The 25057-nt window shown below is 66.9% G+C and carries 27 protein-coding genes; 16 read left to right on the top strand and 11 right to left on the bottom strand.

The genetic code is table 11. The features are described 5' to 3' along the window. Positions 1 to 8: 8 nt before the first annotated feature. Positions 9 to 716, bottom strand: a complete 708-nt coding sequence (locus tag V7S63_RS21050; RefSeq protein WP_336531649.1) for a glutathione S-transferase N-terminal domain-containing protein — start codon at positions 714 to 716, stop codon at positions 9 to 11. Positions 717 to 934: 218 nt separating this feature from the next. On the opposite strand from V7S63_RS21050, the gene V7S63_RS21045 reads away from it, so the two are divergent. Both V7S63_RS21045 and V7S63_RS21040 read left to right on the top strand, forming a co-directional pair. After that, on the top strand, positions 935 to 1339 hold the full coding sequence (locus tag V7S63_RS21045; RefSeq protein ID WP_336531648.1) for a DUF2306 domain-containing protein: 405 nt from the start codon (positions 935 to 937) through the stop codon (positions 1337 to 1339). A gap of 118 nt (positions 1340 to 1457) precedes the next feature. Further along, positions 1458 to 2597, top strand: coding sequence for an extensin-like domain-containing protein (locus V7S63_RS21040; protein WP_336531647.1), 1140 nt, complete (start codon positions 1458 to 1460; stop codon positions 2595 to 2597). Between the two features lie 124 nt (positions 2598 to 2721). Here V7S63_RS21040 and mepA read toward each other — a convergent pair whose 3' ends face one another. Continuing rightward, positions 2722 to 3663, bottom strand: coding sequence for a penicillin-insensitive murein endopeptidase (gene mepA / locus V7S63_RS21035; RefSeq protein WP_336531646.1), 942 nt, complete (start codon positions 3661 to 3663; stop codon positions 2722 to 2724). Positions 3664 to 3812: 149 nt separating this feature from the next. On the opposite strand from mepA, the gene V7S63_RS21030 reads away from it, so the two are divergent. The 3 genes from V7S63_RS21030 (at position 3813) to V7S63_RS21020 (ending at position 5730) form a co-directional block, all read left to right on the top strand. After that, a complete protein-coding gene (locus tag V7S63_RS21030; protein ID WP_336531645.1) occupies positions 3813 to 4796 on the top strand; it encodes a tripartite tricarboxylate transporter substrate binding protein in 984 nt (327 codons plus the stop codon). Positions 4797 to 4887: 91 nt separating this feature from the next. Beyond that, complete coding sequence (locus tag V7S63_RS21025; protein ID WP_091833522.1) at positions 4888 to 5061, top strand: DUF3309 family protein; 174 nt, start codon at positions 4888 to 4890, stop codon at positions 5059 to 5061. Between the two features lie 90 nt (positions 5062 to 5151). Further along, complete coding sequence (locus V7S63_RS21020; RefSeq protein ID WP_336531644.1) at positions 5152 to 5730, top strand: hypothetical protein; 579 nt, start codon at positions 5152 to 5154, stop codon at positions 5728 to 5730. 41 nt (positions 5731 to 5771) lie between these two features. Here V7S63_RS21020 and lhpI read toward each other — a convergent pair whose 3' ends face one another. From lhpI to sppA, 4 genes are read right to left on the bottom strand one after another with little or no spacing between them, the layout of a single operon-like run. Continuing rightward, a complete protein-coding gene (lhpI, locus tag V7S63_RS21015) occupies positions 5772 to 6716 on the bottom strand; it encodes a bifunctional Delta(1)-pyrroline-2-carboxylate/Delta(1)-piperideine-2-carboxylate reductase (RefSeq protein WP_336531643.1) in 945 nt (314 codons plus the stop codon). Positions 6717 to 6726: 10 nt separating this feature from the next. Next, positions 6727 to 7062 carry a LapA family protein gene (locus V7S63_RS21010; protein WP_091833515.1) on the bottom strand — a complete coding sequence of 112 codons (336 nt, stop codon included), beginning with the start codon at positions 7060 to 7062 and terminating at the stop codon, positions 6727 to 6729. A gap of 20 nt (positions 7063 to 7082) precedes the next feature. Beyond that, the gene (gene ihfB / locus V7S63_RS21005) at positions 7083 to 7367 is read right to left on the bottom strand and encodes an integration host factor subunit beta (RefSeq protein ID WP_091833512.1); all 285 of its coding nucleotides are present in this window, start codon (positions 7365 to 7367) and stop codon (positions 7083 to 7085) included. A gap of 28 nt (positions 7368 to 7395) precedes the next feature. Continuing rightward, complete coding sequence (gene sppA / locus V7S63_RS21000) at positions 7396 to 8364, bottom strand: signal peptide peptidase SppA (RefSeq protein WP_336531642.1); 969 nt, start codon at positions 8362 to 8364, stop codon at positions 7396 to 7398. 164 nt (positions 8365 to 8528) lie between these two features. Between sppA and V7S63_RS20995 the strand changes: the two genes are divergently transcribed. Then, on the top strand, positions 8529 to 8903 hold the full coding sequence (locus V7S63_RS20995; protein ID WP_336531641.1) for a cupin domain-containing protein: 375 nt from the start codon (positions 8529 to 8531) through the stop codon (positions 8901 to 8903). A 7-nt stretch (positions 8904 to 8910) separates the two neighbouring features. On the opposite strand, the gene V7S63_RS20990 is transcribed toward V7S63_RS20995, so the two are convergent. Further along, positions 8911 to 10200 (bottom strand): Hsp70 family protein, encoded by a 1290-nt coding sequence (locus V7S63_RS20990; protein WP_336531640.1) that lies wholly within the window; start codon positions 10198 to 10200, stop codon positions 8911 to 8913. Between the two features lie 89 nt (positions 10201 to 10289). After that, positions 10290 to 11996: a 30S ribosomal protein S1 gene (gene rpsA / locus V7S63_RS20985; RefSeq protein WP_091833499.1), complete on the bottom strand. Its 1707-nt coding sequence runs from the start codon at positions 11994 to 11996 to the stop codon at positions 10290 to 10292. Between the two features lie 396 nt (positions 11997 to 12392). On the opposite strand from rpsA, the gene V7S63_RS20980 reads away from it, so the two are divergent. After that, entirely contained in the window at positions 12393 to 13400 is a 1008-nt protein-coding gene (locus tag V7S63_RS20980; protein ID WP_336531639.1) for an LLM class flavin-dependent oxidoreductase, read from the top strand. A gap of 12 nt (positions 13401 to 13412) precedes the next feature. On the opposite strand, the gene V7S63_RS20975 is transcribed toward V7S63_RS20980, so the two are convergent. Next, positions 13413 to 13898 carry a MarR family winged helix-turn-helix transcriptional regulator gene (locus tag V7S63_RS20975; protein WP_336531638.1) on the bottom strand — a complete coding sequence of 162 codons (486 nt, stop codon included), beginning with the start codon at positions 13896 to 13898 and terminating at the stop codon, positions 13413 to 13415. A 135-nt stretch (positions 13899 to 14033) separates the two neighbouring features. Between V7S63_RS20975 and V7S63_RS20970 the strand changes: the two genes are divergently transcribed. Together V7S63_RS20970 and V7S63_RS20965 are read left to right on the top strand one after the other, a co-directional pair. Further along, on the top strand, positions 14034 to 14261 hold the full coding sequence (locus V7S63_RS20970) for a hypothetical protein (RefSeq protein WP_336531637.1): 228 nt from the start codon (positions 14034 to 14036) through the stop codon (positions 14259 to 14261). A 4-nt stretch (positions 14262 to 14265) separates the two neighbouring features. After that, positions 14266 to 15978: a cytochrome c biogenesis protein DipZ gene (locus tag V7S63_RS20965; RefSeq protein WP_336531636.1), complete on the top strand. Its 1713-nt coding sequence runs from the start codon at positions 14266 to 14268 to the stop codon at positions 15976 to 15978. 8 nt (positions 15979 to 15986) lie between these two features. Here V7S63_RS20965 and V7S63_RS20960 read toward each other — a convergent pair whose 3' ends face one another. After that, complete coding sequence (locus tag V7S63_RS20960; protein WP_336531635.1) at positions 15987 to 16997, bottom strand: helix-turn-helix transcriptional regulator; 1011 nt, start codon at positions 16995 to 16997, stop codon at positions 15987 to 15989. A gap of 243 nt (positions 16998 to 17240) precedes the next feature. On the opposite strand from V7S63_RS20960, the gene V7S63_RS20955 reads away from it, so the two are divergent. The 6 genes from V7S63_RS20955 to V7S63_RS20930 all read left to right on the top strand — a co-directional run bounded on the left by V7S63_RS20955 (position 17241) and on the right by V7S63_RS20930 (position 22866). Continuing rightward, positions 17241 to 18335 (top strand): TonB-dependent receptor plug domain-containing protein, encoded by a 1095-nt coding sequence (locus tag V7S63_RS20955; protein ID WP_336531634.1) that lies wholly within the window; start codon positions 17241 to 17243, stop codon positions 18333 to 18335. Beyond that, complete coding sequence (locus V7S63_RS20950; RefSeq protein WP_336531633.1) at positions 18332 to 19474, top strand: TonB-dependent receptor domain-containing protein; 1143 nt, start codon at positions 18332 to 18334, stop codon at positions 19472 to 19474. Before V7S63_RS20955 ends, V7S63_RS20950 begins: the two co-directional genes overlap by 4 nt. A gap of 2 nt (positions 19475 to 19476) precedes the next feature. Further along, a complete protein-coding gene (locus V7S63_RS20945; RefSeq protein WP_100963278.1) occupies positions 19477 to 19848 on the top strand; it encodes a hypothetical protein in 372 nt (123 codons plus the stop codon). Then, positions 19845 to 21086: an MFS transporter gene (locus V7S63_RS20940; RefSeq protein WP_336531632.1), complete on the top strand. Its 1242-nt coding sequence runs from the start codon at positions 19845 to 19847 to the stop codon at positions 21084 to 21086. The genes V7S63_RS20945 and V7S63_RS20940 overlap by 4 nt, the downstream gene beginning before the upstream one ends. 114 nt (positions 21087 to 21200) lie before the next feature. Beyond that, positions 21201 to 21758 (top strand): LemA family protein, encoded by a 558-nt coding sequence (locus tag V7S63_RS20935; protein ID WP_091833473.1) that lies wholly within the window; start codon positions 21201 to 21203, stop codon positions 21756 to 21758. Between the two features lie 34 nt (positions 21759 to 21792). Continuing rightward, positions 21793 to 22866, top strand: a complete 1074-nt coding sequence (locus tag V7S63_RS20930) for a M48 family metallopeptidase (RefSeq protein ID WP_336531631.1) — start codon at positions 21793 to 21795, stop codon at positions 22864 to 22866. Here V7S63_RS20930 and V7S63_RS20925 read toward each other — a convergent pair. Beyond that, positions 22863 to 23471, bottom strand: coding sequence for a 2-hydroxychromene-2-carboxylate isomerase (locus V7S63_RS20925; protein ID WP_091833467.1), 609 nt, complete (start codon positions 23469 to 23471; stop codon positions 22863 to 22865). The two genes, V7S63_RS20930 and V7S63_RS20925, sit on opposite strands and share 4 nt — an antisense overlap. A 205-nt stretch (positions 23472 to 23676) precedes the next feature. On the opposite strand from V7S63_RS20925, the gene V7S63_RS20920 reads away from it, so the two are divergent. Then, positions 23677 to 24909: an argininosuccinate synthase gene (locus V7S63_RS20920; protein ID WP_336531630.1), complete on the top strand. Its 1233-nt coding sequence runs from the start codon at positions 23677 to 23679 to the stop codon at positions 24907 to 24909. Positions 24910 to 25057 lie beyond the last annotated feature (148 nt).

Here is a 25057-nt window from a genome sequence, read left to right as displayed (position 1 = left end):
GCGACACTTCAGCCCGGACGCTTCGGGATCTCCAGCCCGCGCTGCACGGCCGGACGCGCGAGGCCGCGTTCCAGCCATTTCGGCACCAGCTTGAGCTTGTCGTATTCGACCAACTCGCCGGCGCCATAGAAACCAACGAGATTGCGGACCCAGCCGAGCGTTGCGATGTCGGCGATCGTGTACTCGTCGCCCATCAGCCAGTCGCCCCCGGCCAACCGCGTTTCCAAGACGCCGAGCAGACGCTTGCTCTCAGCGGCGTAGCGGTCGCGCGGGCGCTTGTCCTCGTATTCACGGCCGGCGAACTTATGGAAGAAGCCGAGCTGGCCGAACATCGGGCCGATCGCCGCCATCTGGAAGAAGACCCATTGCAGGGTCTCGTAGCGGCGGGCCGGATCGGTGGCCAGGAACTTGCCGGCCTTGTCGGCGAGATAGACCAGGATCGCGCCGGACTCGAACAGGCCGAAAGGCTTTCCGCCGGGGCCGTTTGGATCGATGATCGCCGGAATCTTGCCGTTCGGGTTGAGCGCGAGATATTCCGGGATCCAGGTCTCGTTCTTGCCGATGTCGATTAAGTGCGGCTCATAGGGGATGCCGGTCTCCTCCAGCATGATCGAGACCTTCACGCCGTTGGGCGTCGGCAACGAGTAGAGCTGCAGCCGGTCGGGATGCTGGGCCGGCCAGCGTTGCGTGATCGCGAAAGCGGAGAGATCGGACATCGAGAAACTTCCTCGGATGGCGGGCGAGGCGCCGGCCTTGCCTGGCGCGCCCTGTCGGCGGGACGCCGATGGCGCGAGGCCATGACGTTGCGGCGTAAGTTGGCGTGCGACTCTCATCGGCGCAACCGCGCGGACCTTGCGGAAACGCCAACTGGCTTACGCAGGATTCACATCTCGCTGCGATGCTCGGAACCGTTGTCCCCCGCGAGGATGTCGCGATGACGCTCGCTCCCTTGCTTGCCGCACCGGCCGTCATGCAGCTGCATGCCCTGGCGGCGCTGATCTCGTTGACGTCAGGACTCACCGTCCTCGTCATGCGCAAGGGCACGGCGCGCCATCGCCTCGTCGGCTGGGTCTTCGTGGTGGCGATGGCGGTGACGGCGCTCAGCTCGGCCTTCATCACCAGCAACGGGCACTTCAGCGCGATCCATCTGCTCAGCATCCTGACGATCGCGAGCCTGCCCCGCGCCATCATCCTGCGCCGGCGCGGCGACATCGCCGGCCATCGCGCTACGATGCTCTGGCTCTTCGCCGGGCTCGTGGTGGCTGGCGCCTTCACCCTGATGCCGGGCCGCCTGATGAACAAAGTCGCCTTCGGCCAGACCGCGGCGGCCATCCGTTAACGCCCGTCATGGCGCTTTAACTGCCGCTTAACGCCATCGGCAAAGTTAATCCGCCCGTGACTTCCAGGACGCAGCCGGTCAACAAACCGTTCACCCAACGCCTCGCATTTGATCTGTCATGCGTCGCGTTCACCTCACTCTCCTCGCGCTCGGCGTCATCGGCGCCGGCCTTGCCGGCTGCGGCAAGTTCCAGAAGCCGCAGCGCGCGCCCTGGCGTGACCAGGCCGAAGCCCAGTGCCTCGCCTCGGGCCAGGTGCAGCTCTCGGCCTATGTCAGCCTGCGCGGCAAGGCGATCGACGGGCCCGGCACCTGCGGCATGGAGAAGCCGCTCAAGGTCGCGGCCTTCGCCAATGGCAGCGTGGCACTGACCAGCAATGCGACCCTGGCCTGCCCGGTGGTTGCAACGACGGACAAATGGTTCACCGAGGTGGTGCAGCCGGCAGCGATGAACGTGCTCGGCGCGCAGGTGATCGAGATCCGCGCCGGCTCCTATTCCTGCCGTGCGATGAACAACGGCACCGGCACGAGCCGCACCTCCGAGCATGCCTTCGGCAATGCCGTCGACGTGTTTTCCTTCCGCCTGAACGACAACCGCGTCGTCACCGTCAAGGATGGCTGGCGCGGCGCGCCAGAGGAGCAGGCCTTCCTGCGCGAGATCTTCGTCGGCGCCTGCGAGCATTTCTCGACCGTGCTCGGCCCCGGCGCAGACGCCTTCCACTACGACCATTTCCACATCGACCTGGCGCGCCATTCCAAGGGCCGGCACATCTGCAAGCCGGTGATCAAATACGAGCCCAACTACAACCTGCCGCCGCCGGACCCGGCGCGGCCGGACCGGATGGCGCTGCAACAGCAGCAGCAGGATACGCGTCAGAGCCTGCCGCCGCCGATGGTGGCGAGCGGTTCAGGCGGCCTGCTGCGCCAGCCGAGCGGCGGCTTGCGTCCGCCCGGCGCGGTCAGCGGCGGCTATCCGGTCGCACATCAGCAGCATGGCGGGCTCGACGGCCAGCGGCGCTATATCGAGGAGGCGCCGCAGATGAGCCAGCGCTACCAGCCACAGCCGGCGCCGAGCGAGATGCGCGGGCCACTGCAGCTGCCGGGCTCGACGCCGCCGACCGAGGAGCTGATCGTGGGCGACGAGGAAGGCAACGGCATCGTCGACAGCGCCCAGCCGGGCGAAGAGCCGCCGATCAACCCGCGCAACGACCCCTTCGCCTATCGGCCGCAGGGGCAGCAGACAGGATCGTTGCGGCGGTAGCACGCGTCATTCTCGGGCGAAGCGAAGCGAAGCGCAGACCCGAGAATCTCGTGACGAGGAAGCGCCATCAGCAGCCCTCTCCGGCCTGGGATGCTCGGGCCAAGCCCGAGCATGACGAGCCCCTTCACCGCGCCAGCAGCACCTGCCGGCACTCGGCCGGGAGTGCGTCGAGCGACATCGGCGGCTTGGGCTTTGGCTTCGGCCCCGGTTTCGGTTTGGGCGGGTTGAAGATCGCCTGATGCTGTTTCTCGACCCAGCCCTCGAGCTCTTCGCCGCAGCCGTCGCCGAAATTGGGCGGCTCCTGCCCCTGGCAGCCCTCCATGCCGGGCGGGCAGCTCAGGCGGATATGAAAATGGTAGTTGTGCCCCCAGATCGGCCGGACCTTGTTCAGCCAGGTCTTGTCCGAGCCGGCCTCGCGGCAGAGCGCGACCTTGAGCGCGGGATTGACGAAGATGCGCTCGACCTTGGGCTCGCTCGCCGCCGCCTTGATCAGCCGGGTGTGCGCCGGCGTCCAGTTCTTCGGATTGATGTCGCGCCAGTCGGAGCGGGCCATGTTGACCGCGGACATGTTCTCGCGGTCGTCGCTGTCGAGCCGTTTCCTCGGCATCGGCGTCAGCCAGATGTCGGCATCGAGCCCGATCTGGTGCGAGGCGTGGCCGGTCAGCATCGGCCCGCCGCGCGGCTGCGAGATGTCGCCGACCAGGAGGCCGGGCCAGCCGGTGATCTTCGGCACCTCGCTGGCGAAACGCTCCAGGAAGGAGATCAGCTCGGGATGGCCCCAGTTGCGGTTGCGGGCGAGGCGCATGACCTGCCAGTTCTCGCCGTCGACCGGCAGCGCGGTTGCCCCCGCCAGGCAGCCGCGGGCATAGGAGCCGATCGCACGCGCCCTCAGGGCGGCCGGAGTGGTCTTCTGGCCGAACAAGGCACGGGCTGCATCCGGGTACGCCGCGATATTGGCAGCGCGGGTCTTCGCCTCCGCCTCGCCGGTGGACTGGGCACGCGCAGCTCCCACTGTCATGAGCAAGGGCAGGAGAATCAGGGGGGCGAAGCGACGAGGCGTTTGCATGGTGGCAGAATCGCAGGCCGCTCACGCCAAGGTCAAGCTACTGCCCGCTCAATGGGCTGGACAGGGCGCTTGCGAGCCGGCAGCGTCTTCACTGCCGAAGAACGGGCGGCAAGCCCACCGGTGACCATTCCTGGAGGAGACATCCGACGATGAGCCGCTTTTCTCTCGACCGCCGCGCCTTGCTGGGCGGCCTCGGCGCCGCGCTCGCCTTGCCGGCCGCCGGCCGCGCGCAGGGCGCCTGGCCGCAGGGACGTACGCCCAAGCTGGTCGTGCCGTTCACGCCCGGCGGCGCCACCGATATCCTCGGACGGCTGGTCGCCGACAAGGTCGGCCAGACACTCGGGGCGACCTTCGTGGTCGAGAACCGCGCCGGCGCCGGCGGCAATATCGGCGTCGAGGCGGTGGCGCGCTCCGAGCCGAACGGCGACACGCTGCTGATCGTCTCGGTCGGCCTCGTCGCCAATCCCGCGCTCTACACCAAGGTCAACTACGACCCGCTGACCGATTTCGCCCCGATCACCATGATCGCGCTGGTGCCCAACCTGCTCGTCGTTAGCCCGACGCTGAAGGTCAAGGACACCGCCGAACTGATCGCCTATGGCAAGGCCAATCCGGGCAAGCTGACCTATGCCTCCTCCGGTGTCGGCACCTCGATCCACCTTGCCGGCGAACTCTTCCAGAGGCTGACCGGCATCAAGATGGTGCATGTGCCCTATCGCGGCTCGGCGCAGGCGATGCAGGACCTGATCGGCGGGCGCGTCGACCTGATGTTCGACAACATCACCGCCGCCCTGCCCCAGGTCCGCGCCGGCACGGTGCGCGGCTTCGGCGTCACCACCGCGCAGCGCGCGCCGACCGCTTCCGAATTCGCGCCGATCAACGATCTCGTACCGGGCTTCGACGTCTCGTCCTGGTTCGCCCTGTTCGCGCCGGCGAAGACGCCGCAGACGATCATCGACCGGATGCAGGCCGAGACCAAGGCCGCGATCGCCGACCCCGTGGTGCGCGGCAAGATGGACCAGCTCGCTGCCCAACCGGTCGGCAACACGCCGGCCGAGCTCGCGGCCTTCGTCCGCGCCGAGCAGACGAAATGGGTCGGCCTGATCCGTGAAGTCGGCATCAAGGCGGAGTAGGACTGGAACCTACGGTTCGCGCCCGACGTTCTTCCAGCGCTCGCTCGCCGACGACTGACGAGGCGGGCGGACGGAAGAAGGGGCGCGAACCATGTCCACACTGCTCATCATCATTCTGCTCATCGTCCTGCTCGGCGGCGGCGGGTATTACGGCCATCGCAGCTATGGCGGAGCCGGCCTCGGCGGCGTGGTCGGCCTCGTCCTCGTCATCGTGATCGTGCTGTGGCTGCTTGGAGCGCTTGGCGGCCCGGCCGTCAGGGTCTGAGGCTGCACCGGGCTACATCCTCTGCCGACTTGTTAGACGAAGCTCCACCGCTACACTGGTCGCGGTGGAGCTTCGTTTTTGGGAAAGGTCATGCGCAGGATCGTCTTTGCGGTATCGGCGCTGGTGGGGTCGGCCTGCGGGGACGCCGCCCAGGCACAGCTCGCCGAAAGGCTGCGTGGGTACTCGCTCGATATCGAAGTCAATGCGCGACATGTGTTCGACAGAAACGCCGGCGCAATGGGCGAGACCGTCAACACCCGAACGATCAAGGTTTATGTCAGCGAAAAAGGCCGCCTGTTCGATTTTTCGGGGGCGTCCGGTACGAGCGTGCGCACGGGGCGGACCCGGATCTTGGCTGGCGGGTCCGACGTCGTCGATTGGGGGCAGGTCTGGTCGCATGGCCGGATCGGCCAAAGATGGACGACCTCGGGAGCGACGTTGGTCAGAGAGCGAATCTATCCCTGGGGATTTCAGTACATCAATATCAAGCTCAACCGAGACTTCAGTTCCTGCACGGCCTCGACCGAGCTGAAATCCACTCGCGAAGACAAGCAGTTCTTCTTCTACGGCATTCCTGACAGCAAGCTGATCCCGGTCGTCGACTACCGCCTTATTTCCCAACGCTGCACGATCATGCGCGGAAACATTTTCGCATCGACCAGTACCTAGAATGAGCCCCGTGCAGGAACAACTGCCGCGTCGAGCGTGCTCTAACCCGCCAGCTTCCAGACCAGCATGGCGGCGGCGAGGTCCTCGAGCGCGGTGCCGACTGACTTGAACAGGGTGACGTCGTCGCGCTCGGCGGCGGCGTCGTATTCGCCGCGGCAGAGGCCGGCCAGCGTGCCTGAGACCTGCTCCGCCGTATAGGCGCCCGCCTTGATCGCGACGGCAACGTCACCGCCCTCGTGCAGCGCTGCTTCCGTATCGACGAAGACATGGGCGCGCTGCAGCGCCTCATCGTCGGCCTCGCGCATCGACAGGTTGAAGGCGCCGACCAGATCAAGATGGGCGGTTCGCTTCAGCCAGCGGCCATGGATCAAGGGCTCGCGGGACAGGGTGGCGCAGGAAATCAGATCGGCCTGGCGCGCCTCGGCTTCCAGATTGTCCGCGACGCGCGCTTCGATGCCGTCTCGTGCCAGCTCGGCCACGACCTCGGCGGCGGCGTCCCGCCGGCGCGCCCAGATCGCGATGTCCTCGAAATGGCGCACGCTGCGATGCGCCTTGACCAGGAAGCTCGAAAGCGCACCGGCCCCGACCATCAGCATGCGCTTGCAATCCGGGCGCTCCAGCGCGCGCGAGGCAAGCGCCGAAGCCGCCGCGGTGCGCCACAGCGTCAGGCGCGCGCCATCCAGCGCTGCGAGCGGCGCTCCGGTCGCGCCGTCCATCAGCAGATAGGTGCCCATCACGCTCGGCAGGCTCACTGCGGCATTGCCGGGAAACACCGTGACGACCTTGGTGCCGAGGAAGGCAGGGCTCGCCTGCGGCGCCGTCCAGGCCGGCATCAGCAGGAGGGTCGCGGCCGCATCCGGACGCTCGATCTCGTGGTGATGACGCACCGGCGTGACGATGCCGCCGCGGAAGGCCTCGGCGAGCGCATCGACCAGAGCGGGGAAGTTGAGCAGGCCGTCGATCTCGGCGGCGGAAAAGAAGCGCATGATGCCTGCTTCAGACGCGGCTGGTCAGCGCAGGCAGCGCCGAATCCGGCACGGCGGCGCGCAGCGACTGCGCCTCGCCACGCAGCTTGTCGGCCTCTCGGCGATTGACCCTCGCGGCCTTGCGATGCTTGCCCTGCGCCAGCCAGGAGGCGAAGCCACCGATCAGGATGCCGACGGCAATGGCGGCGAGGACCACCGCAAAGAGCGGCAGGTCGAGGGCGAGCGCCGGCGCGTCGCGGCTGATCGGATCGAGCGAGACCCGGACCGGGGCACGGTTCGCCACCGAGAACAGCACCACGATCAGCGCTACCGGAACGAGCACCAGCGCCTTGAAGAAAGCCTTCATCCCGCTCTCCCCCGCCTGTCTCAGGCCTTGCCGTTCAGCCGCATGCGCAGCTCTTTGCCGGTCTTGAAGACCGGCACGAACTTCTGGTCGACCTTGACGGAATCGCCGGTGCGCGGGTTGCGGCCGACCCGGGCGGCACGCTCCTTGGTCGAGAAAGCCCCGAAGCCGCGCAACTCGACACGATCGCCGCGCGCGAGCGCCTTGACGACCTCGTCGAGGATCGAGCCGACGATGTTCTCGATATCGCGCTGATAGAGATGGGTGTTGCGCTCGGCGATGCGCTGGACGAGTTCTGATTTTATCATGGGTGCAATATAACCGCTTGTAACATCGTCACTTTTCGACGGCAGGCTGCCAGAGCGCCAAGGGCGCGTCAAGCCGCAGTCCAACCGGAGTTTCGGCAGCACGCGCGAGCAGGGCCGCCAGCTCCTCCAGGCCCGCGGCGCGCGCTATCGCCTCGCTTGCGCTCCAGAGCCCGTAGGAGGAGGATTCGCTGCGGCGGCGCCAGTCGCGCACGGGCAGATCCTTGCCGACGCCCTTCTCGCGCTCGAGCCAGGCGATCGCTTCCTGCTCGCTGCCGACCTCATCGATGAGCTTGAGCCTGATCGCCTGGCGCCCGGAATGGACGCGGCCGTCGGACACTGCTGCGATCTCGGGGTCGGCGAGCTTGCGGCGCTCGCCGACCAGCCGCTTGAACCAGTCGTAATTGTCGGCGATCACGCGGGCGGTCTCGGCGGCCGCCTCCGGCGACGTCGGCTCGAGGCCGCTCGGCGCGGCCTTGAGCGGGCTCGACCGCGTGATCTCGAACTTGACGCCGATGGTGTCGAGAAGCCGGGCGACATTGGGGATCTGCGCGATCACGCCGATCGAGCCGACCATCGAGGTCTGGCGTGCGACGATGCGCTCGCTGCCGAGCGCGACGATGTAGCCGCCGGAGGCGGCCATGCCATCGACCACCGCGATCACGGGCTTCTTGGCGGCAAGGCGGCGGACCGCATCGTAGACGGCCTCGGAGCCGGTCACAGTGCCGCCGGGGCTGTCGATGCTGAGCAGCACGGCGCTGGCGCGGCTATCCTCCAGCGACTTGATCAGGTCGAGCGTGCGGCGATCGCCGGAGATGAAGCCGGAAATGGTGACGCGGGCGATGTGCGCCTGGGCGGTGCTGCCCGGCAGGCGCCCGCTCGAGACGAGCGCGGCGGCGACGACCATCACGACGACGCCGGCGAGCGCGAGCAACCGCCAGAGCGAGAGCTTGCGCCGCAGGCTGCGACGATCGGCGAGCAGATCGGCATCGGACGACATGTCGGCGGCTCCGGTTGACTGGGCCTGTGATGTAGCCTCGCGGTACGGGGCGGGCAAGGCGGCAGTTGTCGCGCCGACAGTCGCGGCGGGCGCTGCACGATCGTTCAAGACATGACGACGGCAGGCACCGACCATGCCGATAACTTGATCGGAGCCCTGTCGAAATGCCTGAAAACACCTATCGCGCCATCAACTTCGCCGAGAAGCTCGGCCACATTCACGAGCAATGGCAGCCGCGGGTCATGGCCGAGCTCAACGACTATCAAATCAAGATCGTCAGGATCGAAGGCGACTTCATCTGGCACGACCATCCCGAGACCGACGAAGCCTTCCTCGTGATCGAAGGCTTGCTGCGGATCGACTTCCGCGACGGTTCGGTCACCGTCGGGCCCGGCGAGATGTTCGTGGTGCCCAAGGGCAAGGAGCACAAGCCTTTCGCCGAAAAGGAGGTCTGCATGCTGCTGATCGAGCCGCGCGGCACGCTCAACACGGGCCATGAGGGTGGCGCGCGGACGGCGCAGAACGATCTTTGGGTCTAAGCGATCTTTAGGCCGCGGCGAGGGCCCGCTGCCGGTCGAGCGCGAGCAGGGCAAGGCCGCTCGCGACGGAGCGGAAAGCGTCGCCGATATGGATGCGCTGCGGGCTGAAGCGCCGGTCGAACAAGGCGCGCACCGCCGGCACATAGGAGGTGCCGCCGGTCATGAACACCGCCTCGATCTTGTCGCCGTCGACCCCGGCGGTGGCCAGCGCCTCGTCGAGCGCGCCTTCGATCGCCGCGACATCCTCGGCGATCCAGCGATCGAACATGGTCCGCGTCACCGTCCGGTCGATGCGCACGCCCATCTGATCGAAGCTGAGCTGCGCCTCCTCCTGCGAGGAGAGCGCGATCTTGGTCGCCGAGACGGCACGGTAGAGCTCGTAGCCGAGATCGTATTCGATCACCGTCAGCAAGTCCTCGAGCCTGCCGGGCTCGACCGCGTCGCGGATCAGCGCCTTAAGCTCGGTCATCGTCTCCCTGCTCTTCATCAGCGAGAGCCGGTGCCATTGCGCGAAGGCGGCGTGGTAATGCGCCGGGATCGGCAGGCGCTTGCCGAAGGAGAGATAGTCCGAGCCCTTGCCGAGCAGAGGCGAGACCGCATGCTCGATGATGCGGTAGTCGAAAGTGTCGCCGGCGACGCCGACACCGGCATGGGATAGCGGGACGGCCTGCAAGGTGCCGCTGTCGCCGGGCTCGAAGCGCATCACCGAGAAGTCGCTGGTGCCGCCGCCGAAGTCGGCGACCAGCATGGTCTGCGGCGCCTTGAGGTCGCGCGCGTACCAATAGGCGGCGCCGAGCGGCTCATAGGCGAAGTCGACCTTAGTCATGCCGGCCTTGCCATAGGCGGCAGCCAGACGCGTCAGGGCGAGCTCCTCATCGGGCCGGTCGCCGGCGAAGACGACCGGGCGGCCGGAGAGGACGCTTCGTTCGCCGAGATCATCCAGCCCGGCGGAGAGGTCGCTCAGGAAGACTGCGATCAGGTCCTCCAGCCGGAAGAGCTTGCCGAACAGACGCGTCTCCTGGAAGGCGCGGCTCGACAGATGCGTCTTCAGCGATTGCAGGAAGCGGTGCTCGGTGGTCATGCCGAGCGCCATGTCGAGCGCATCGGGGCCACTGACATGGGTGACATGGGCGTGGGGCGGGCGGCCCTCGCGCCAGAACATCAGGGCCGAACGATAGGCGTCGACGGCGCCCTGGCGGGTGGCGAAGCTGCGGGTCGTCACCGAACCGTCCGGACGTGCGAGCGCGACCACGCTGTTCGTGGTGCCGAAATCGATCCCGATCGCTGCGTCGTTCATGCTCGCCTCCTTCAGCCGAAACAAAAGCCCGCGCGGATTTCTCCGCGCGGGCCGATGGATTGGTCAGACCGCAAGACGCGGCCTGGTGATCACTTCTTGTCGGTCGTCGCCTTCTTGAGCGCGGCGCCGAGGATGTCGCCGAGCGAAGCACCCGAGTCGGCCGAGCCGTAGGTGGCCATCGCCTCGCGCTCCTCGGCCACTTCCAGGGCCTTGATCGAGACCTGGATCTTGCGGGCCTTCTTGTCGAAGAGGATGACGCGGGCGTCGACCTTCTCGCCGGCCGCGAAGCGCTCGGGGCGCTGCTCGGCACGATCACGCGCGATTTCGGCGCGCTTGATGAAGGTCGTCATGTCCGTGCCGGAGATCTTGACGTCGAGACCACCGTCCTTGACGTCGATGATCTCGCAGGTCACGACCTGGCCCTTCTTGAACTCGCCGGCATCCACGAAGGGATCGCCGCCAAGCTGCTTCAGGCCGAGCGAGATGCGCTCCTTCTCGACGTCGACATCGAGCACGACCGCCTGGAGCATGTCGCCCTTCTTGTACTCCTCGATCACCTGCTCGCCCGGACGGTTCCAGTCCAGGTCCGACAGATGGATCATGCCGTCGATGTCGCCCTCGAGGCCGAGGAACAGACCGAACTCGGTCTTGTTCTTGACCTCGCCCTCGACGACCGAACCAGCCGGATGCTGCTCGGCGAAGACTTCCCACGGGTTGCGCAGGGTCTGCTTGAGGCCGAGCGAGATGCGGCGCTTGACCTGATCGACCTCGAGGATCGCGACGTCGACTTCCTGCGAGGTCGAGACGATCTTGCCGGGGTGAACGTTCTTCTTGGTCCAGGACATCTCGGAGACGTGGATCAGGCCTTCGATGCCCGGTTCCACCTCGACGAACGCGCCGTAGTCCGTGATGTTGGTGACGCGACCCTTCAGGCGGGTGCCGACCGGGTAGCGGGCGGCGATGCCATCCCACGGATCGGCCAGCAGCTGCTTGATGCCCAGCGAGATGCGGTGCGTCTCCTGGTTGATCTTGATGATCTTGACCTTGACCGTCTGGCCGATGGTCACGACCTCGGACGGATGGTTGACGCGGCGCCAGGCCATGTCGGTCACGTGCAGCAGGCCGTCAATGCCGCCGAGATCGACGAACGCGCCGTACTCGGTGATGTTCTTGACGACGCCGTCGATGACCTGGCCCTCTTCGAGCGAGGCGACGAGCTCGGAACGAGCCTCGGCGCGGGTCTCTTCGAGCACGGTGCGGCGCGAGACGACGATGTTGCCGCGGCGACGATCCATCTTGAGGATCTCGAAGGGCTGCGGCTGGCCCATCAGCGGGCCGACGTCGCGGATCGGGCGGATGTCCACCTGCGAACGCGGCAGGAAGGCGACGGCGCCGTCGAGATCGACGGTATAGCCACCCTTGACCGTGTTGAAGATGTTGCCCATGACCTTCTCGCGGGCCTCGAACGCCTTCTCGAGCTTGACCCAGCTCTCCTCGCGGCGAGCCTTGTCGCGCGAGATGACGGCTTCGCCGAGCGCGTTCTCGATCCGGTCGAGATAGACCTCGACCTCGTCGCCGACCTTGAGCTCCTCGTCCCGGCCCGGGCCGGTGAATTCCTTGAGGGCGACGCGACCTTCGGTCTTCAGACCGACGTCGATGATCGCCATGTCCTTCTCAATGGCAACGACCTTGCCCTTGATGACGGTCCCTTCGAGGGCCTCGTTCCGGGTGAACGATTCCTCGAGCAGGGCGGCGAAATCCTCGCGGCCCGCGCTATAGCTTTCGACAGCTGACATAAATGCTCCTGAACGCCGGCCGCGTATCCCGCGGATGTCCGGCATGGCGCCGATTGGGTTGGTGCTGCACGCCGGATCGATCCGCACGGTGCTCCGGTGTCCGGAGCGTGCCATCCCTTGGGACGGCGGCGCCTGGCCGCAGGGGCCGATCCGCATCAAAAGGCCCGTTCTCCTAACACAAAACGGGAGCCGGCCATTTCGACCGCCCCCGGCTGTGATCGATCACGGCCCTTCGGACGAGGCTGACCTAGCGATTTTCGCGTCGTTCCGCAAGCGGATTGCGGCGCGAAATGCCGGTCGCGCATGCGCCGAGCGACCTTGTGACTCGCCCAGGCGACCCCGATCTTTCATGGCGAAGCCCGGCGCCAAGCCGGAGCGATGCAAGGGAAAAGCCCAATGTTCCCGCTTTCCATCCTAGACCTCGCCTTCATCGCCGAAGGTGCGACCGCGGCGGACGCCCTCCACAACAGCCGCGACCTCGCCCGCCATGCCGAAAAGCTCGGCTACACCCGGTTCTGGCTGGCCGAGCACCACAACATGACCGGCATCGCCAGCGCCGCGACCGCCGTCGCGATCGGCTACGTCGCCGAAGGCACCGAGACGATCCGCGTCGGCGCCGGCGGGATCATGCTGCCGAACCATTCGCCTTTGGTGATCGCCGAGCAGTTCGGCACGCTGGAGACGCTTTATCCCGGCCGCATCGACCTCGGGCTCGGCCGCGCGCCCGGCACCGACCAGCGGACCTGGCGAGCGATGCGGCGCGAGGCCGACGCGTCCGAGCGCTTCCCGCAGGACGTGCTGGAATTGCAGGCGCTGCTCGGGCCGTTGCAGCCGGACCAGGTGATCCAGGCGGTGCCCGGCACCAACACCAATGTCCCGCTCTGGATCCTCGGCTCCAGCCTGTTCGGCTCGCAGCTCGCCGCCGTGCTCGGGCTACCCTATGCCTTCGCCTCGCATTTCTCCCCGGATGCGCTGATGGACGCGCTCGCCGTCTATCGCGAGCGCTTCCAGCCCTCGGCGCAGCTCGACAGGCCCTACGCCATGGTCGGCTGCAACGTCATCGCGGCCGACACCGATGCCGAGGCGCGATACCTCTTCACCTCGTTGCAGCAGCGCTTCGCCGACATGCTGCGCGGCCGGCGCGGCCTCCTGCCGAAGCCGATCGACGATATCGAGGATTACTGGTCCGGCCCGGAAAAGGCGCAGGCGCAACGCATGCTGGCCTGCTCCTTCGTCGGCTCGCGCGAGAGCGTGCGGGCGCAGCTGCAGGCCTTCATCGAGAAGACCGACGCCGACGAGCTGATCGTCGCCTCGGCGATTTTCGACCACACGGCCCGCAAGCGCTCCTACGAGATCCTGGCCGAAATCCAGCCGACACTGGGATTGGCGGCGGTCGCGGCCTGACCGAGTCGCCGCTCAGGAGCGGCGTTCATGTTCGGCTGTGTTGAGGTTTCCCCGCAGCCGAACCATGGCCTCGCGCAGATGACGCTGCTCCTCGGGAGCGAGGCCCGTCGCGCGCTGCATGCTGACCCTGACCGCCCTGCCCCGCTCGCGCAATGCGCGGCCCTGCGGTGTCAGGTTGATGCGGACCTGGCGCTCGTCCTGCGGGTCGCGCTGGCGCGTTACCACGCCCATCGCCTCCAGCCGCTTCAGCAATGGCGTCAGCGTACTCGAATCGAGGAAAAGCTTTTCGCCGAGCTGGCCGACGGTCTGGTCAGGCACCTCGTAGAGGGCGACCAGCGCAATGTACTGCGGATAGGTCAGCCCGAGCTCGTCGAGCAGCGGCTTGTAGACGCGATTGAAGGCGAGATTGGTCGAATAGACCGCAAAGCACAGGAACTCGTCGAGCCCCGGCAGCCGGTCGGCGCCGGTCTGCTCAGCCGCCTGTCCTAAATCGCTCATCGCGAACGCCTCCCGGCAAAGGATCGCTCACAGATATTTGACGCACGATTTATTTTCAAGCGATTGATTGACGTCTCGCGCTCGTTTATTTATCGAGCGATCTAATCGCTCGAAAGTAAACTGAGGGAGCAGGCCATGACCCGCACCGGCTTATCCACCGCCAAGGCACTCGCGCAGGTTCAGCCCGAGACGATTCCGGCCCCGCGCCGCCTGCTTCTGGCGGCGATGCTGGCGGCGACGACGAGCTTCGCCATGGCGTGCAGCGCCTTCACCGGCCCGCGCGCCTACGGCTCCGCCCCGGTCCTGTCTCGAACCCGCCGCCACGGCGCGGCTCAGCGCGCTCCTGACGCCCCGAGGACATGACACGATGAACTTCGCCCTCGCCTATCTCGCCGGCGTCCTGACCATCGCGAGCCCCTGCATCCTGCCGGTCCTGCCCTTCGTGCTGACGCGCGCCGGCCAGCCTTTCCGGACCAGCACCTTGCCGATGCTGTTCGGCATGGCCTTGGCGTTCGCGGGGGTCGCCAGCCTCGCCGCCGTCGCGGGCAGCTGGGCGATTGCGCTCAACAGCCATGGCCGCAATATCGCGCTCGGCTTCGTCGCGCTGTTCGGGCTCGCGCTGCTGTTCCCGGCCCTGGCCGAACGCCTCGCCGCGCCGCTGACCGCGCTCGGCGAGAGGTTGGCGCGTGTTGCGGGCACCGAAGGCCGTAACGATCTGCGGCCGGCCTCCTCCGCTTTGCTCGGCGTCGCCACAGGCCTCCTCTGGACGCCCTGCGCCGGGCCGGTGCTCGGTCTGATCCTCGCCGGCGCCGCTCTTGGCGGGCCGAGCCTCACCACCGCGCTCCTGCTCTTCGCCTATGCCGCCGGCGCCGCGACGGCGCTGGCCGCAGTGCTGCTGCTCGGCAAGCGACTGCTGGCCTGGACGCGGCGGCCTGCCGCCTCGATCGAGCCATTGCGACGCGGCCTCGGTGTCGCGGTGGTCGCGAGCAGTCTCGCGATCGCCTTCGGCTTCGACACCAGCGTCCTCACCCGCCTCTCGGCGCCGACCACCGCCGCCATCGAGCAACGCCTCCTTGATATCGCCATGCCAGCCGCTCCGAGCCTCGTCACAACCGCGCTGGCACAACCGGCATCCAAGCCGCTGTTCGGCGCGAGGCAATGGCTCGACCGCGAGCCGATCACCGCCGAGAGTGTCCGCGGCAAGGTCGTGCTGGTGAACTTCTGGACCTATTCCTGCATCAACTGCCTGCGCACGCTGCCTTATGTCCGAGCCTGGGCCGAGAAGTATCGGGATCAGGGCCTCGTCGTGGTCGGCGTGCACACGCCGGAATTCGCCTTCGAGAAGGACCCCGCCAATGTGCGCAAGGCGGTCGCCGCGCTCGGCGTGAGCTATCCGGTCGCGATCGATAACGACTATGCGGTCTGGCGCGCCTTCAGCAACCAGGCCTGGCCCGCCCGCTACTTCGTCGACGCGCAGGGCCGCATCCGCCATCACGAGTTCGGCGAGGGCGACTACGCCGCCTCCGAAAAGGTGATCCAGTCGCTGCTCGCCGAGGCCGGCAACGCGGTCGGGCACGGCGTCGTCAAGGTCTCGGGCGAAGGCGCTCAGGGAGCGCCGGACTTCGCCAATCTGCGCTCGCCCGAGACCTATCTCGGCCATGCCCGCACCAACGGCTTCGCCTCGCCGGGTGGAATCAAGGCCGATGCGCCCGCCACCTATGAAGCCGCCACCTCCCCGCGCCTCAACCAGTGGAGTCTCTCCGGCAGCTGGACCGTCGCCGGCGAGTGCGCGGTCTCGCAGCAGGCGGGCGGGCGGATCAACCATCGCTTCCATGCCCGCGACCTGCATCTGGTGATGGGCCGCCAGCCTGGCAGCCCGCCGGTCCGCTTCCGCGTCACCATCGACGGCGCGGCGCCCGGCAGTGCCCATGGCGCCGACATCGACGCCGAGGGCTACGGCACGATCAGCGATGAACGGCTCTACCAGCTGGTCCGCCAGGACGGGCCGGTGAAGCCTCGCGACTTCAGCATCGAATTCCTCGATCCGGGTGCCCGCGCCTACGCCTTCACATTCGGCTGACGCACGCGTCAGCCCGCCCTGACCTGCGAGGGCGAGCGGCCGAAGCGCTTGCGAAAACTTCGGTTGAAGTATGACAGGTCGCCGAAGCCGACCTCGAAGGCGACGCTGCTGATGGTGACAGCGGCGTCCTCGGCCGACATCAGCTTGAGCCAGGCGCGTTCGAGCCGGCGCTCCAGCACATAGTCGGAGAAGGTGCGCCCCTCGGCACCGAAGGCCTTCTGGATGGCGCGCGGCGTCACGCCGTAGAGCCCGGCGATCATGTCGATCGAGAGTTCGCGCCGCTCCAGCCTGGTCTCGATATCGGCCTTGATCGCGGCGAGCCGACCGCCGCGGCGCGGCGTCGCGGTCACCGGCGGGGCGCTGCGATCGGCCAGCATCACGCCGATCAGGTCATGGACATGACCGATGGCGAGATCGCGCAGCGGAGCCGAGTTGAGCGGGAACAGGCCGCGCAGCAATAGCGCGCCGTAATGCGCCAGCACCTGCAGACCGCGATTGCCGCGGGGGATCGCCTGCATCAGTTCATCGGGAGCGAGTTGCGCCAGCGCCGGCAAACGCGCCGGATCGAGCGCGATCAGGTCGATGCGGCCGAGCTCGACCAGAGTGAAGCGCGTCTCCCTTGCGAGATCGACGACCGCGGCATCGCGGGCCCGCAGCGAGATGCGGCGCCCCGCTTGGTCGATCACGCAGCGGCCGTCCGACGGGCGGACGAGAATATAGCGCAGCTCCTGCCCGCCCTGGCGCGCTGGCCAGACCCAGGGCGTCGCCGGCGAGAAGCAGGACATCAGCCCGATATCGGGCCGCGTCGTCAGCATGCTGTGAGCGGCGAAAGGCAAGGCGGCCTCGGCGCGGATGTCATCGCCATCAGGCACATGCCCGAAGACCCTGCGCGCCATCGCCTGGACTTCCTCGGGCGCCGCCTCGCCCGACACCAGCCAGAACGGCGCGAAGGTCTCGCCCTCGGCGGCCTTCGCCCCGGCAGACCGTTGCAGCGCTGCCACAGCCACCTCGTCGCGCATCGGAGTTCGCTTTTGTCCCATGGCGCGTTCGCGCACGTCCAAGATGATGACTTCAATATAACTTTAGAGATCGCAAGAACTCAACGCATCAAGAGAATTTTGCCGCCAAGATCTATGAATATGGCTAGTTTATTCTAGTTCTAAACTAAGATCGAAGCGGCGCCACAACTTCAGATCGAAAGACCCGAGCCGATACGCCCTCGCTCGGGAGACCGATCCGACCCGACGATGACAGGTATCTTCATGAGCAAGCGTGCTTCCCTCGCCATCAGCCTGCCGGCTCTGCTTTGCGCCTCGGCGGCGGTGGCGCAGTCGTCCCAGGCCCCATCCAATGTGATCGACCTCGACACGATCACCGTGACTGCGGCGCGCACCGAGCGCAGCACGGCCGAGACGCCGCAATCGGTCCAGGTGCTCGACCGGGCGCAGATCGAGGAACAGCTGAAATTCAGCCCGAACGTCGCGGCCGCACTCGGCAAGCTGGTGCCGGGCTATTCGATGGCGACGCAGACGGTATCGAGCGCCTCGGAGAACTATCGCGGCCGCGACCTCTTGGTGCTGATCGACGGCGTGCCGATGAACACGCCGCTGCGCGACGTCTCGCGCATCCTTTCGCTGATCGACCTCAACACGGTCGAGCGCATCGAGCTGGTCGCCGGCGCGTCCAGCCTATACGGCGCCGGCGCGACCGGCGGCACCGTCAACTTCATCACCAAGAAGGCGGCCGACGGCAGCAAGCCGCGGGTGACGGTCAATACCGCCGTGCGCGGCTTCACCCAGGCGCTCGGCCGCTCGCTGGCACCCGAAGCCTCGGTCACCGTCTCCGGCAAGATCCCTGATGGCATCGACTACCTGATCTCCGGCAGCGCCCGCGGCGCCGGCCGCACCTATGACGGCAAGGGGCGCGAGCTCCCCTCCGATGGCCTGCTCGGCCAGGGCGGTGGCGACCGTTACAAGGCCGGCAACCTGCTCGCCAAGCTCGGCTATGATTTCGACGCCAGCAAGCGCATCGAAATACAGGGTTCGCTGATCGCCTTCGACCAGGACCCGAAATACCTGACCAACTACGCCGCGCCCTTCGCCCGGCCGGACCGGACAAAGCTCTATACAGGGCAGAACGTCGTCGAGGACACCAAGTCGGTCTCACTGCGCTACAGCGACAGCGACTTCGCCCTCGGCAAGCTCAGCCTGCTGGGCTACTACAACGACATCAAGAAGCGCTTCAATTACTCGGCCTTCTCATACCCCTACAACAGCCAGGTCTACTACTCCTTCAACCCGGCCTCGCCGACGAGCCGGACAACCAGACCACACTCTATTCGCAGCGCGGCGGCGTGAACCTGACGATCGACACGCCGCTCGACCGCATCCTGCCCGGCGCCAAATTCACCTGGGGCGGCGATCTCAGCCAGGAGAAGACCTGGCAAACGCTGACCAGTGGTCAGGACGTGTTCACGCCGCTGAAGCAGACGACGAGCGCCGCCTTCGGCCAGCTTCAAATCCCGATCGGCGAGCGGATCACCCTGCGCGGCGGCCTGCGCTACGAGTATTTCTCACTGGACGTCAGCGACTATACCCGCCCGGCCGCCTATGCGGCGGTCGCCGCCAACAACGCCCAGGGCTATCAGAGCTTCGTGCTGCCGGCGCTCAACGTCACCGGCGGCAAGTTCGACTACAAGGCCTGGACCGGCAATCTCGGTGCCACGGTCAAGCTTTCCGAGAGCAGCGAAATCTTCGGCGGCTTCTCGCAGGGCTTCGCGTTGCCGGATGTCGGCGCCTTCACGAGACGGGCCGGCATCTCCACCGCCTATGCCTGCCCGGTCACCAATCCGAACTGCCTGCCGACCAACCGGCGCAGCATCAGCTATGCCTCGATCGCGCCGGAAGCGCAGATCGTCAACAATTACGAACTCGGCATCCGCGGCAGCCATGGCATCTTCAAGGGCTCGCTGACCGGCTTCATCAGCACCTCCAGCAAGGGCGTGACCTTCGACCAGGCGAGCAACACGATCTCGCAGCAGCGGGAGCGGATCTGGGGCATCGAGGCGACCGGCGACGTCGCCGTCACCGAGCAGCTCACCATCGGCACCGTGCTGGCCTATCGCGAGGGCCGCTACGACACCAATGGCGACCGCAAGCTCGACAGCGCCCTGCCGAACAACCGCATCGGCTCGCCCTATCGCAGCATGCTCTATGGCAGCTACCGCTTCACCAACGGCATGCAGCTTCGCCTCGAGGGCGAGGCCTCCTCCGACCGCGACGTCGCGACCGACCTGCGTGGTACCCGCAACCGGCTGAAGGGCGCGGCGACCATGAATGTCGCCTTCACCGCCCCGGTGCTCGAGGGAGAGGCCTATGTCGCGGTCAACAACCTGTTCGACCGCAACTACCAGAACCCGACCGCGACCTCGGTGCGCAACCTCGCCAACTATGCCTGGGGTCGCACCGTGACGCTCGGCTTCCGCAAGACCTTCTGACCATGGTCAGCCTCGACAGCGACGCCGACGGCATCGTCACCCTGCGCTTCGCGCCGCCCTATGCCGACAATGACGAGCGCGCCTATCTCGACGCGCTCGCCGAGCTCGGCCGGCGCGAGGAACCTTTCCTGCTGCTCACCATCTTCGGCGGCGGCCGCAAGCTGTCGCAGGCCGGCGAGCGCGAACAGGCGATCTGGTTCAAGCGGACGCGGGCCCAGTTCGGCGCGCTCTGCGGCGCCTGCGCCATCGTGCGCCCGGGCGCGACCGAGGCGATGGCGGACGTCTTCCGCCGGCTCTGGCCCTTCCCGATCAGCCTGGAGACCGACGAGGCGGCGGCGCGAGCCTTCCTGCTGAAGCACCGGAGAGCGGCATGAGCGCGAGCGAAGCGGCCATCGGCACTGCACCGGCCAGCAATGCCGCGCGCTACCGGCTCTTTGCCGTGCTCGGGGGCTTGTATCTCGCGCAGGCGATCCCGTCCTATCTCTTCGTCGCGGCGCTGCCGCCGATCATGCGCGAAGCCGGCGTTTCGCGCACCGCCATCGGCTATATGAGCATCCTGCTGCTGCCGCTGGTCATCAAATTCGTCTGGGCGCCGTGGATCGACCGGATCAGGCCGTTCGCGCGGGCGCACCGGGCCGGCTGGGTCTTCATCACCCAGACCGGCACGATCCTCTGCATTCTCGCGCTGATCGCGGTAGGGCCGCTCGATGTCGGCAAGATCATCGCGATCGGCTTCGTCGCCTCCCTGCTGATCTCGACGCAGGACATCGCCACCGACGGTTATGCCGCGAAATACCTGCCGGAGGCCGATCGCGCCATCGGCAACGCGATCCAGGGCGGCTCGATCGCTTTCGGCGTGGTGATCGGCGGCACGCTCGGCCTCGTTCTGCATCATCACATCGGCTGGACCGGCATGCTCCTCACCATCGCCGCGATCTCGCTCCTGCCGCTTATCGCGGCGGCGATGATGCGCGAGGGCGACCCGACCCCGGCCGAGGCCGCCAAGCGCCCCTCGATCCGCGCCTTCCTGCGCCGGCCGGAAGCGCGTCAGATCCTCTGGATCGCGCTGATCTACCGGGCAAGCGAGGGGCTGGTGAAGGCCATGGAGGGCTCCTACCTCGTCGATGCCGGCGTGCCGCTCAACCAGATCGGCTATCTCTCCGGGATATCGGCGACGACGGCGGGCCTTGCCGGCTCGGCGATCGCCGCCTGGCTGGTCAAGCGCCGGGGCATTGCCTTCGTGCTCGCGCTGCTCGGTGCGGCGCGCACGCTCTGCTTCCTGCTCTTCGCCTGCCATGCGCTCGGAGCCGTCGTCGGTGCCTGGCCGTTATTCGGCGCCGCCGGCTTCCAGACGCTGATCCGCTATATGGAGATCGTCGCGCTCTATTCGCTGTTCATGGCAGTGACGACCTCTGACCAGCCGGGCACCGACTTCACCATCCTCGCCTGCGCGCAACTACTCGTCTATCTCGCCGGCTCGATGCTGGCGGGCAAGCTCGCCGACACGCTGGGCTATGGCGCGCTGTTCTCTCTGGCGACCGCGATCTCGGCGGTCGCGGTGATCGCGACGGTCAGGATGATCGCACGCAGCAGCGTCGGAAAGCCGGCCTGACCGGCGCAAAGTGCTCGCGGCAAGGGGCGGCGCCTTCCCTAGCGTCGTCCTTCATGCAAGGTTGCCGGCGAGATCGCCTGTGCCGCAAGATCGCCTGTGCCGAAGGAGAACACCATGGGTTGGGTCGTCCTTGGACTGATCGTCGTCGTCGTGGTCTGGCTGATCATGACCTATAACGGCCTCGTCGCGATGCGCCAGCGCGTCAACCAGGCCTTCGCCGACATCGATGTGCAGCTGAAGCAGCGCCACGACCTGATCCCGAACCTGGTCGAGACCGTGAAGGGCTATGCCACTCACGAGAAGGAGACGTTCGATGCGGTGATCAAGGCGCGCAACCAGGCGCAGGCCGCGACCGGCCCGCACGATCAGGCCGTGGCGGAGCAGCAGCTCACCGGCGCCGTCGGCCGCCTGCTGGCGCTGGGCGAGGCCTATCCCGACCTGAAGGCGAGCGCGAACTTCCAGCAGCTGCAGCAGGACCTCGGCAATGTCGAGGACAAGCTGGCGGCGGCACGGCGCTTCTTCAACAATGCGGTCAGCGAGTTCAACGCGGCGATCCAGGCCTTTCCGGCGGTGTTCTTCGCGCCGCAGATGGGCTTCAGCCCACGCGAATTCTTCGATGTCGGCGAAGAGACGCGCAAGCAGATCGAAGTCGCGCCGACCGTGAAGTTCTGAGCGCTTCGACAGGCCTCACAGCGGAGCTGCGGCGATGCCGGGGGAAGCCTTCGGGCTCTACACCCATCAGCGCAACAACCGGACCCGGTCGATCGCCCTGATCATCGGGCTGTTCCTGATGGTTTACCTGACGGTCTGGGGCATCATGCTGGTCGGCTACGGCTATGCCGGCGTGCCGCGCGGGCGCACGGTGCTGAGCTTCGTCAACCAGCGCTTCTGGTCCTGGCTGCCCTTCATCACGCTTGCGACCGGCGCCTGGGTGTTCATCGGCTTCAGGATCAATGTCAGACTGATCGAGGCGGTCTCGGGCGCCGAAGGCGTGACGCGGGAGGCCCAGCCCAAGCTCTACCGGATGCTCGAGAACCTCTGCATCTCGCGCGGCATGGTGACGCCGAAGCTCGCCATCATCCAAAGCGACGCGCTCAACGCCTTCGCCAGCGGCGTCAACGACAAGCAGTTCACGGTGACGCTGACCACCGGGCTGATCGAGCAGCTCAACGACGCCGAGATCGAAGCGGTGATCGCCCATGAGCTGACCCATATCCGCAATGGCGACGTGCGGCTGATGGTGATCGCCGTGGTGATCGCCGGCATCATCTCCTTCGTCGGCGAAGTCGTGTTCCGCAATCTCGGGCGAGTCCGCATCTCCTCGGACGGCGACAAGAAGGGCAGCGGCTTTGCGATCATCCTCGGCTTCGCGGTGATCGCCGTCGCCTGGCTGCTCGCCGTGCTGATCCGGCTGTCGCTGTCGCGGGCGCGCGAATACCTCGCCGATGCCGGGGCGGTGGAGCTGACCAAGAACCCGGACGCGATGATCTCGGCGCTGCTGAAGATCTCCGGGCGCGCCGACATCGACAATGTTCCGTCGGGCGTGATGGACATGTGCTTCGAGAACGATCCCGACGATTTCGCCGACCTGTTCTCGACCCATCCGTCCGTCACCAAACGGGTACAGGCGCTCGTGCAGACAGCCGGCGGGCGCCTGCCGCCGCAAGCTCCGCCGGGTCCGCCGAAGGTCAGCGAAAGGCAGCCTTTGCCCGAGATCGCCCAGACCTCGGCGACGCACGGACCGTGGTCGCGCCCGGCGCCGCCACCTGCAGGCGGTTAGCGCCCGTCCTTCGCCCAGCTCAGCGCTTCCTCGAGCCGGTCGTCGCCCCAGAACAGTTCACCGTCGCCGGTGACGAAGGTCGGTGCGCCGAAGATCCCGAGCGATTTGGCGAGCTCGGTCTCGGCCTTGAGCCGGCCCTTGACCTCCTCGCTGCGCGAGGCGGGAAAGGCCGAGGCGGGATCGGCCCCGGCTTCGCGCAGCGCTGCGTTCAACACCGCTTCCTCGGCGATATTGCGCCCTTCGCAGAACTGGGCACGGAACAGCGCCGTGGAGAAGGCCGGCAGCCAACCGGCCTCGCGCCCGGCCAGCGCCAGCCGCGCGGCAACGAGAGAGTTCTGCGGGAAGACCTCGGGACGGACGATAGCGAGGCCGTTGCGGCCGGCACGGCGCGCCACGTCGCGCCACATGTAGCGACCCTTGTTCGGATAGAGATTGAACGGGGAGCTGGTCCAGCCCTGGGCAGCGAAGATCGGGCCGAGCAGGAACGGGCGCCAGCGCACCGCCACTCCGGCCGCCTCCGCCAGTTCCTCGATCCGCAGGGCGCTCAGGCAGGAATAAGTCGACGCGAACTCGTACCAGAAATCCAGAACAGGACGATTCGGCATCTGACCCCCAACCAGCAACGCAGCGCTCCGCCCGCATTGCGGGCGGCAACCCATCAGCAGATGACGCCAGATCGATCAGAAGGTTCCGATTGCGTCGCCCCGAACCCTGCGATAGTGCCCGGTTACGTCCGAAATGCGGCCGGCCGGGTCGCATTCTCTACTCCAGGCACAAGCCCCCGTGCCGCCACTGCAGGAAGACCAGTCCATGGCCGACAAGCGCGTGAACAAGGTCGTGCTCGCCTACTCCGGCGGGCTCGACACCTCGATCATCCTGAAATGGCTGCAGACCACCTATAATTGCGAGGTCGTGACCTTCACCGCCGATCTCGGCCAGGGCGAAGAGCTGGAACCGGCCCGTCAGAAGGCGCTGTTGCTCGGCATCAAGCCCGAGAACATCCATATCGAGGACCTGCGGGAAGAGTTCGTCCGCGACTATGTCTTCCCGATGTTCCGGGCCAATGCCGCCTATGAGGGCGTCTATCTTCTGGGAACCTCGATCGCCCGCCCGCTGATCGGCAAGAAGCTCATCGAGATCGCCGACCGCGTCGGCGCCGACGCGATTTCCCATGGCGCCACCGGCAAGGGCAACGACCAGGTCCGTTTCGAGCTGACCGCCTATGCGCTGAAGCCCGACGTCCAGGTGATCGCGCCCTGGCGCGAATGGGATCTGCGCTCGCGCGAGCAGCTGATCGCCTTCGCCGAGCAGCACCAGATCCCGATCGCCAAGGACAAGCGCGGCGAAGCGCCGTTCTCGGTCGACGCCAACCTGCTGCATGCCTCTTCCGAGGGGAAGGTGCTGGAGGACCCGGCGCAGGAAGTGCCGGACTATGTCTATTCGCGCACGATCTCGCCCGAGGAGGCGCCGGACAAGCCGACGATCATCAGCATCGACTTCGCCAAGGGCGATGCGGTGGCGATCGACGGCGTCCAGCTCTCGCCGGCCAAGCTGCTGGCCAAGCTCAACGAACTCGGCCGCGACAACGGCATCGGCCGGCTCGACCTGGTCGAGAACCGCTTCGTCGGCATGAAGAGCCGCGGCATGTACGAGACACCCGGCGGCACGATCCTGACCGTCGCGCATCGCGCCATCGAGTCGATCACGCTCGATCGCGGCGCCGCGCATCTCAAGGACCAGCTCATGCCGCAATATGCCGAGCTGATCTATAACGGCTTCTGGTTCTCGCCGGAGCGCGAGATGCTGCAGGCGCTGATCGACAAGAGCCAGGAGTTCGTCGCCGGCCAGGTGCGGCTCAAGCTCTACAAGGGCGGCGTCCACGTCATCGGCCGCTCCAGCCCGTACTCGCTGTACGATCAGGACCTCGTCACCTTCGAAGAGGGCGCCGTCGCCTACGACCACCGCGACGCGGCCGGCTTCATCAAGCTCAACGCGCTGCGCCTGCGCACGCTCGGCCAGCGCAAGCGCAAGCTGGGGCTCTGAGAGACCGGCTCTTCGACACCTCGCCGTCATTGCGAGGAACGTAGCGACGAAGCAATCCAGGGGGGCAGTACTCTACGCCCTCTGGATCGCTTCGCTACGCTCGCAATGACGAAATGGTCCTCCACCGCGGTGATCAGAGGTTCCAGAC

The organism is Allobosea sp. CCNWLY174, from assembly GCF_037120455.1.
Lineage (GTDB): Bacteria > Pseudomonadota > Alphaproteobacteria > Rhizobiales > Beijerinckiaceae > Allobosea > Allobosea lupini.
The sequence above is the reverse complement of the archived record's forward strand: the minus strand, read 5'-3'. Positions and strand labels throughout refer to the sequence as shown.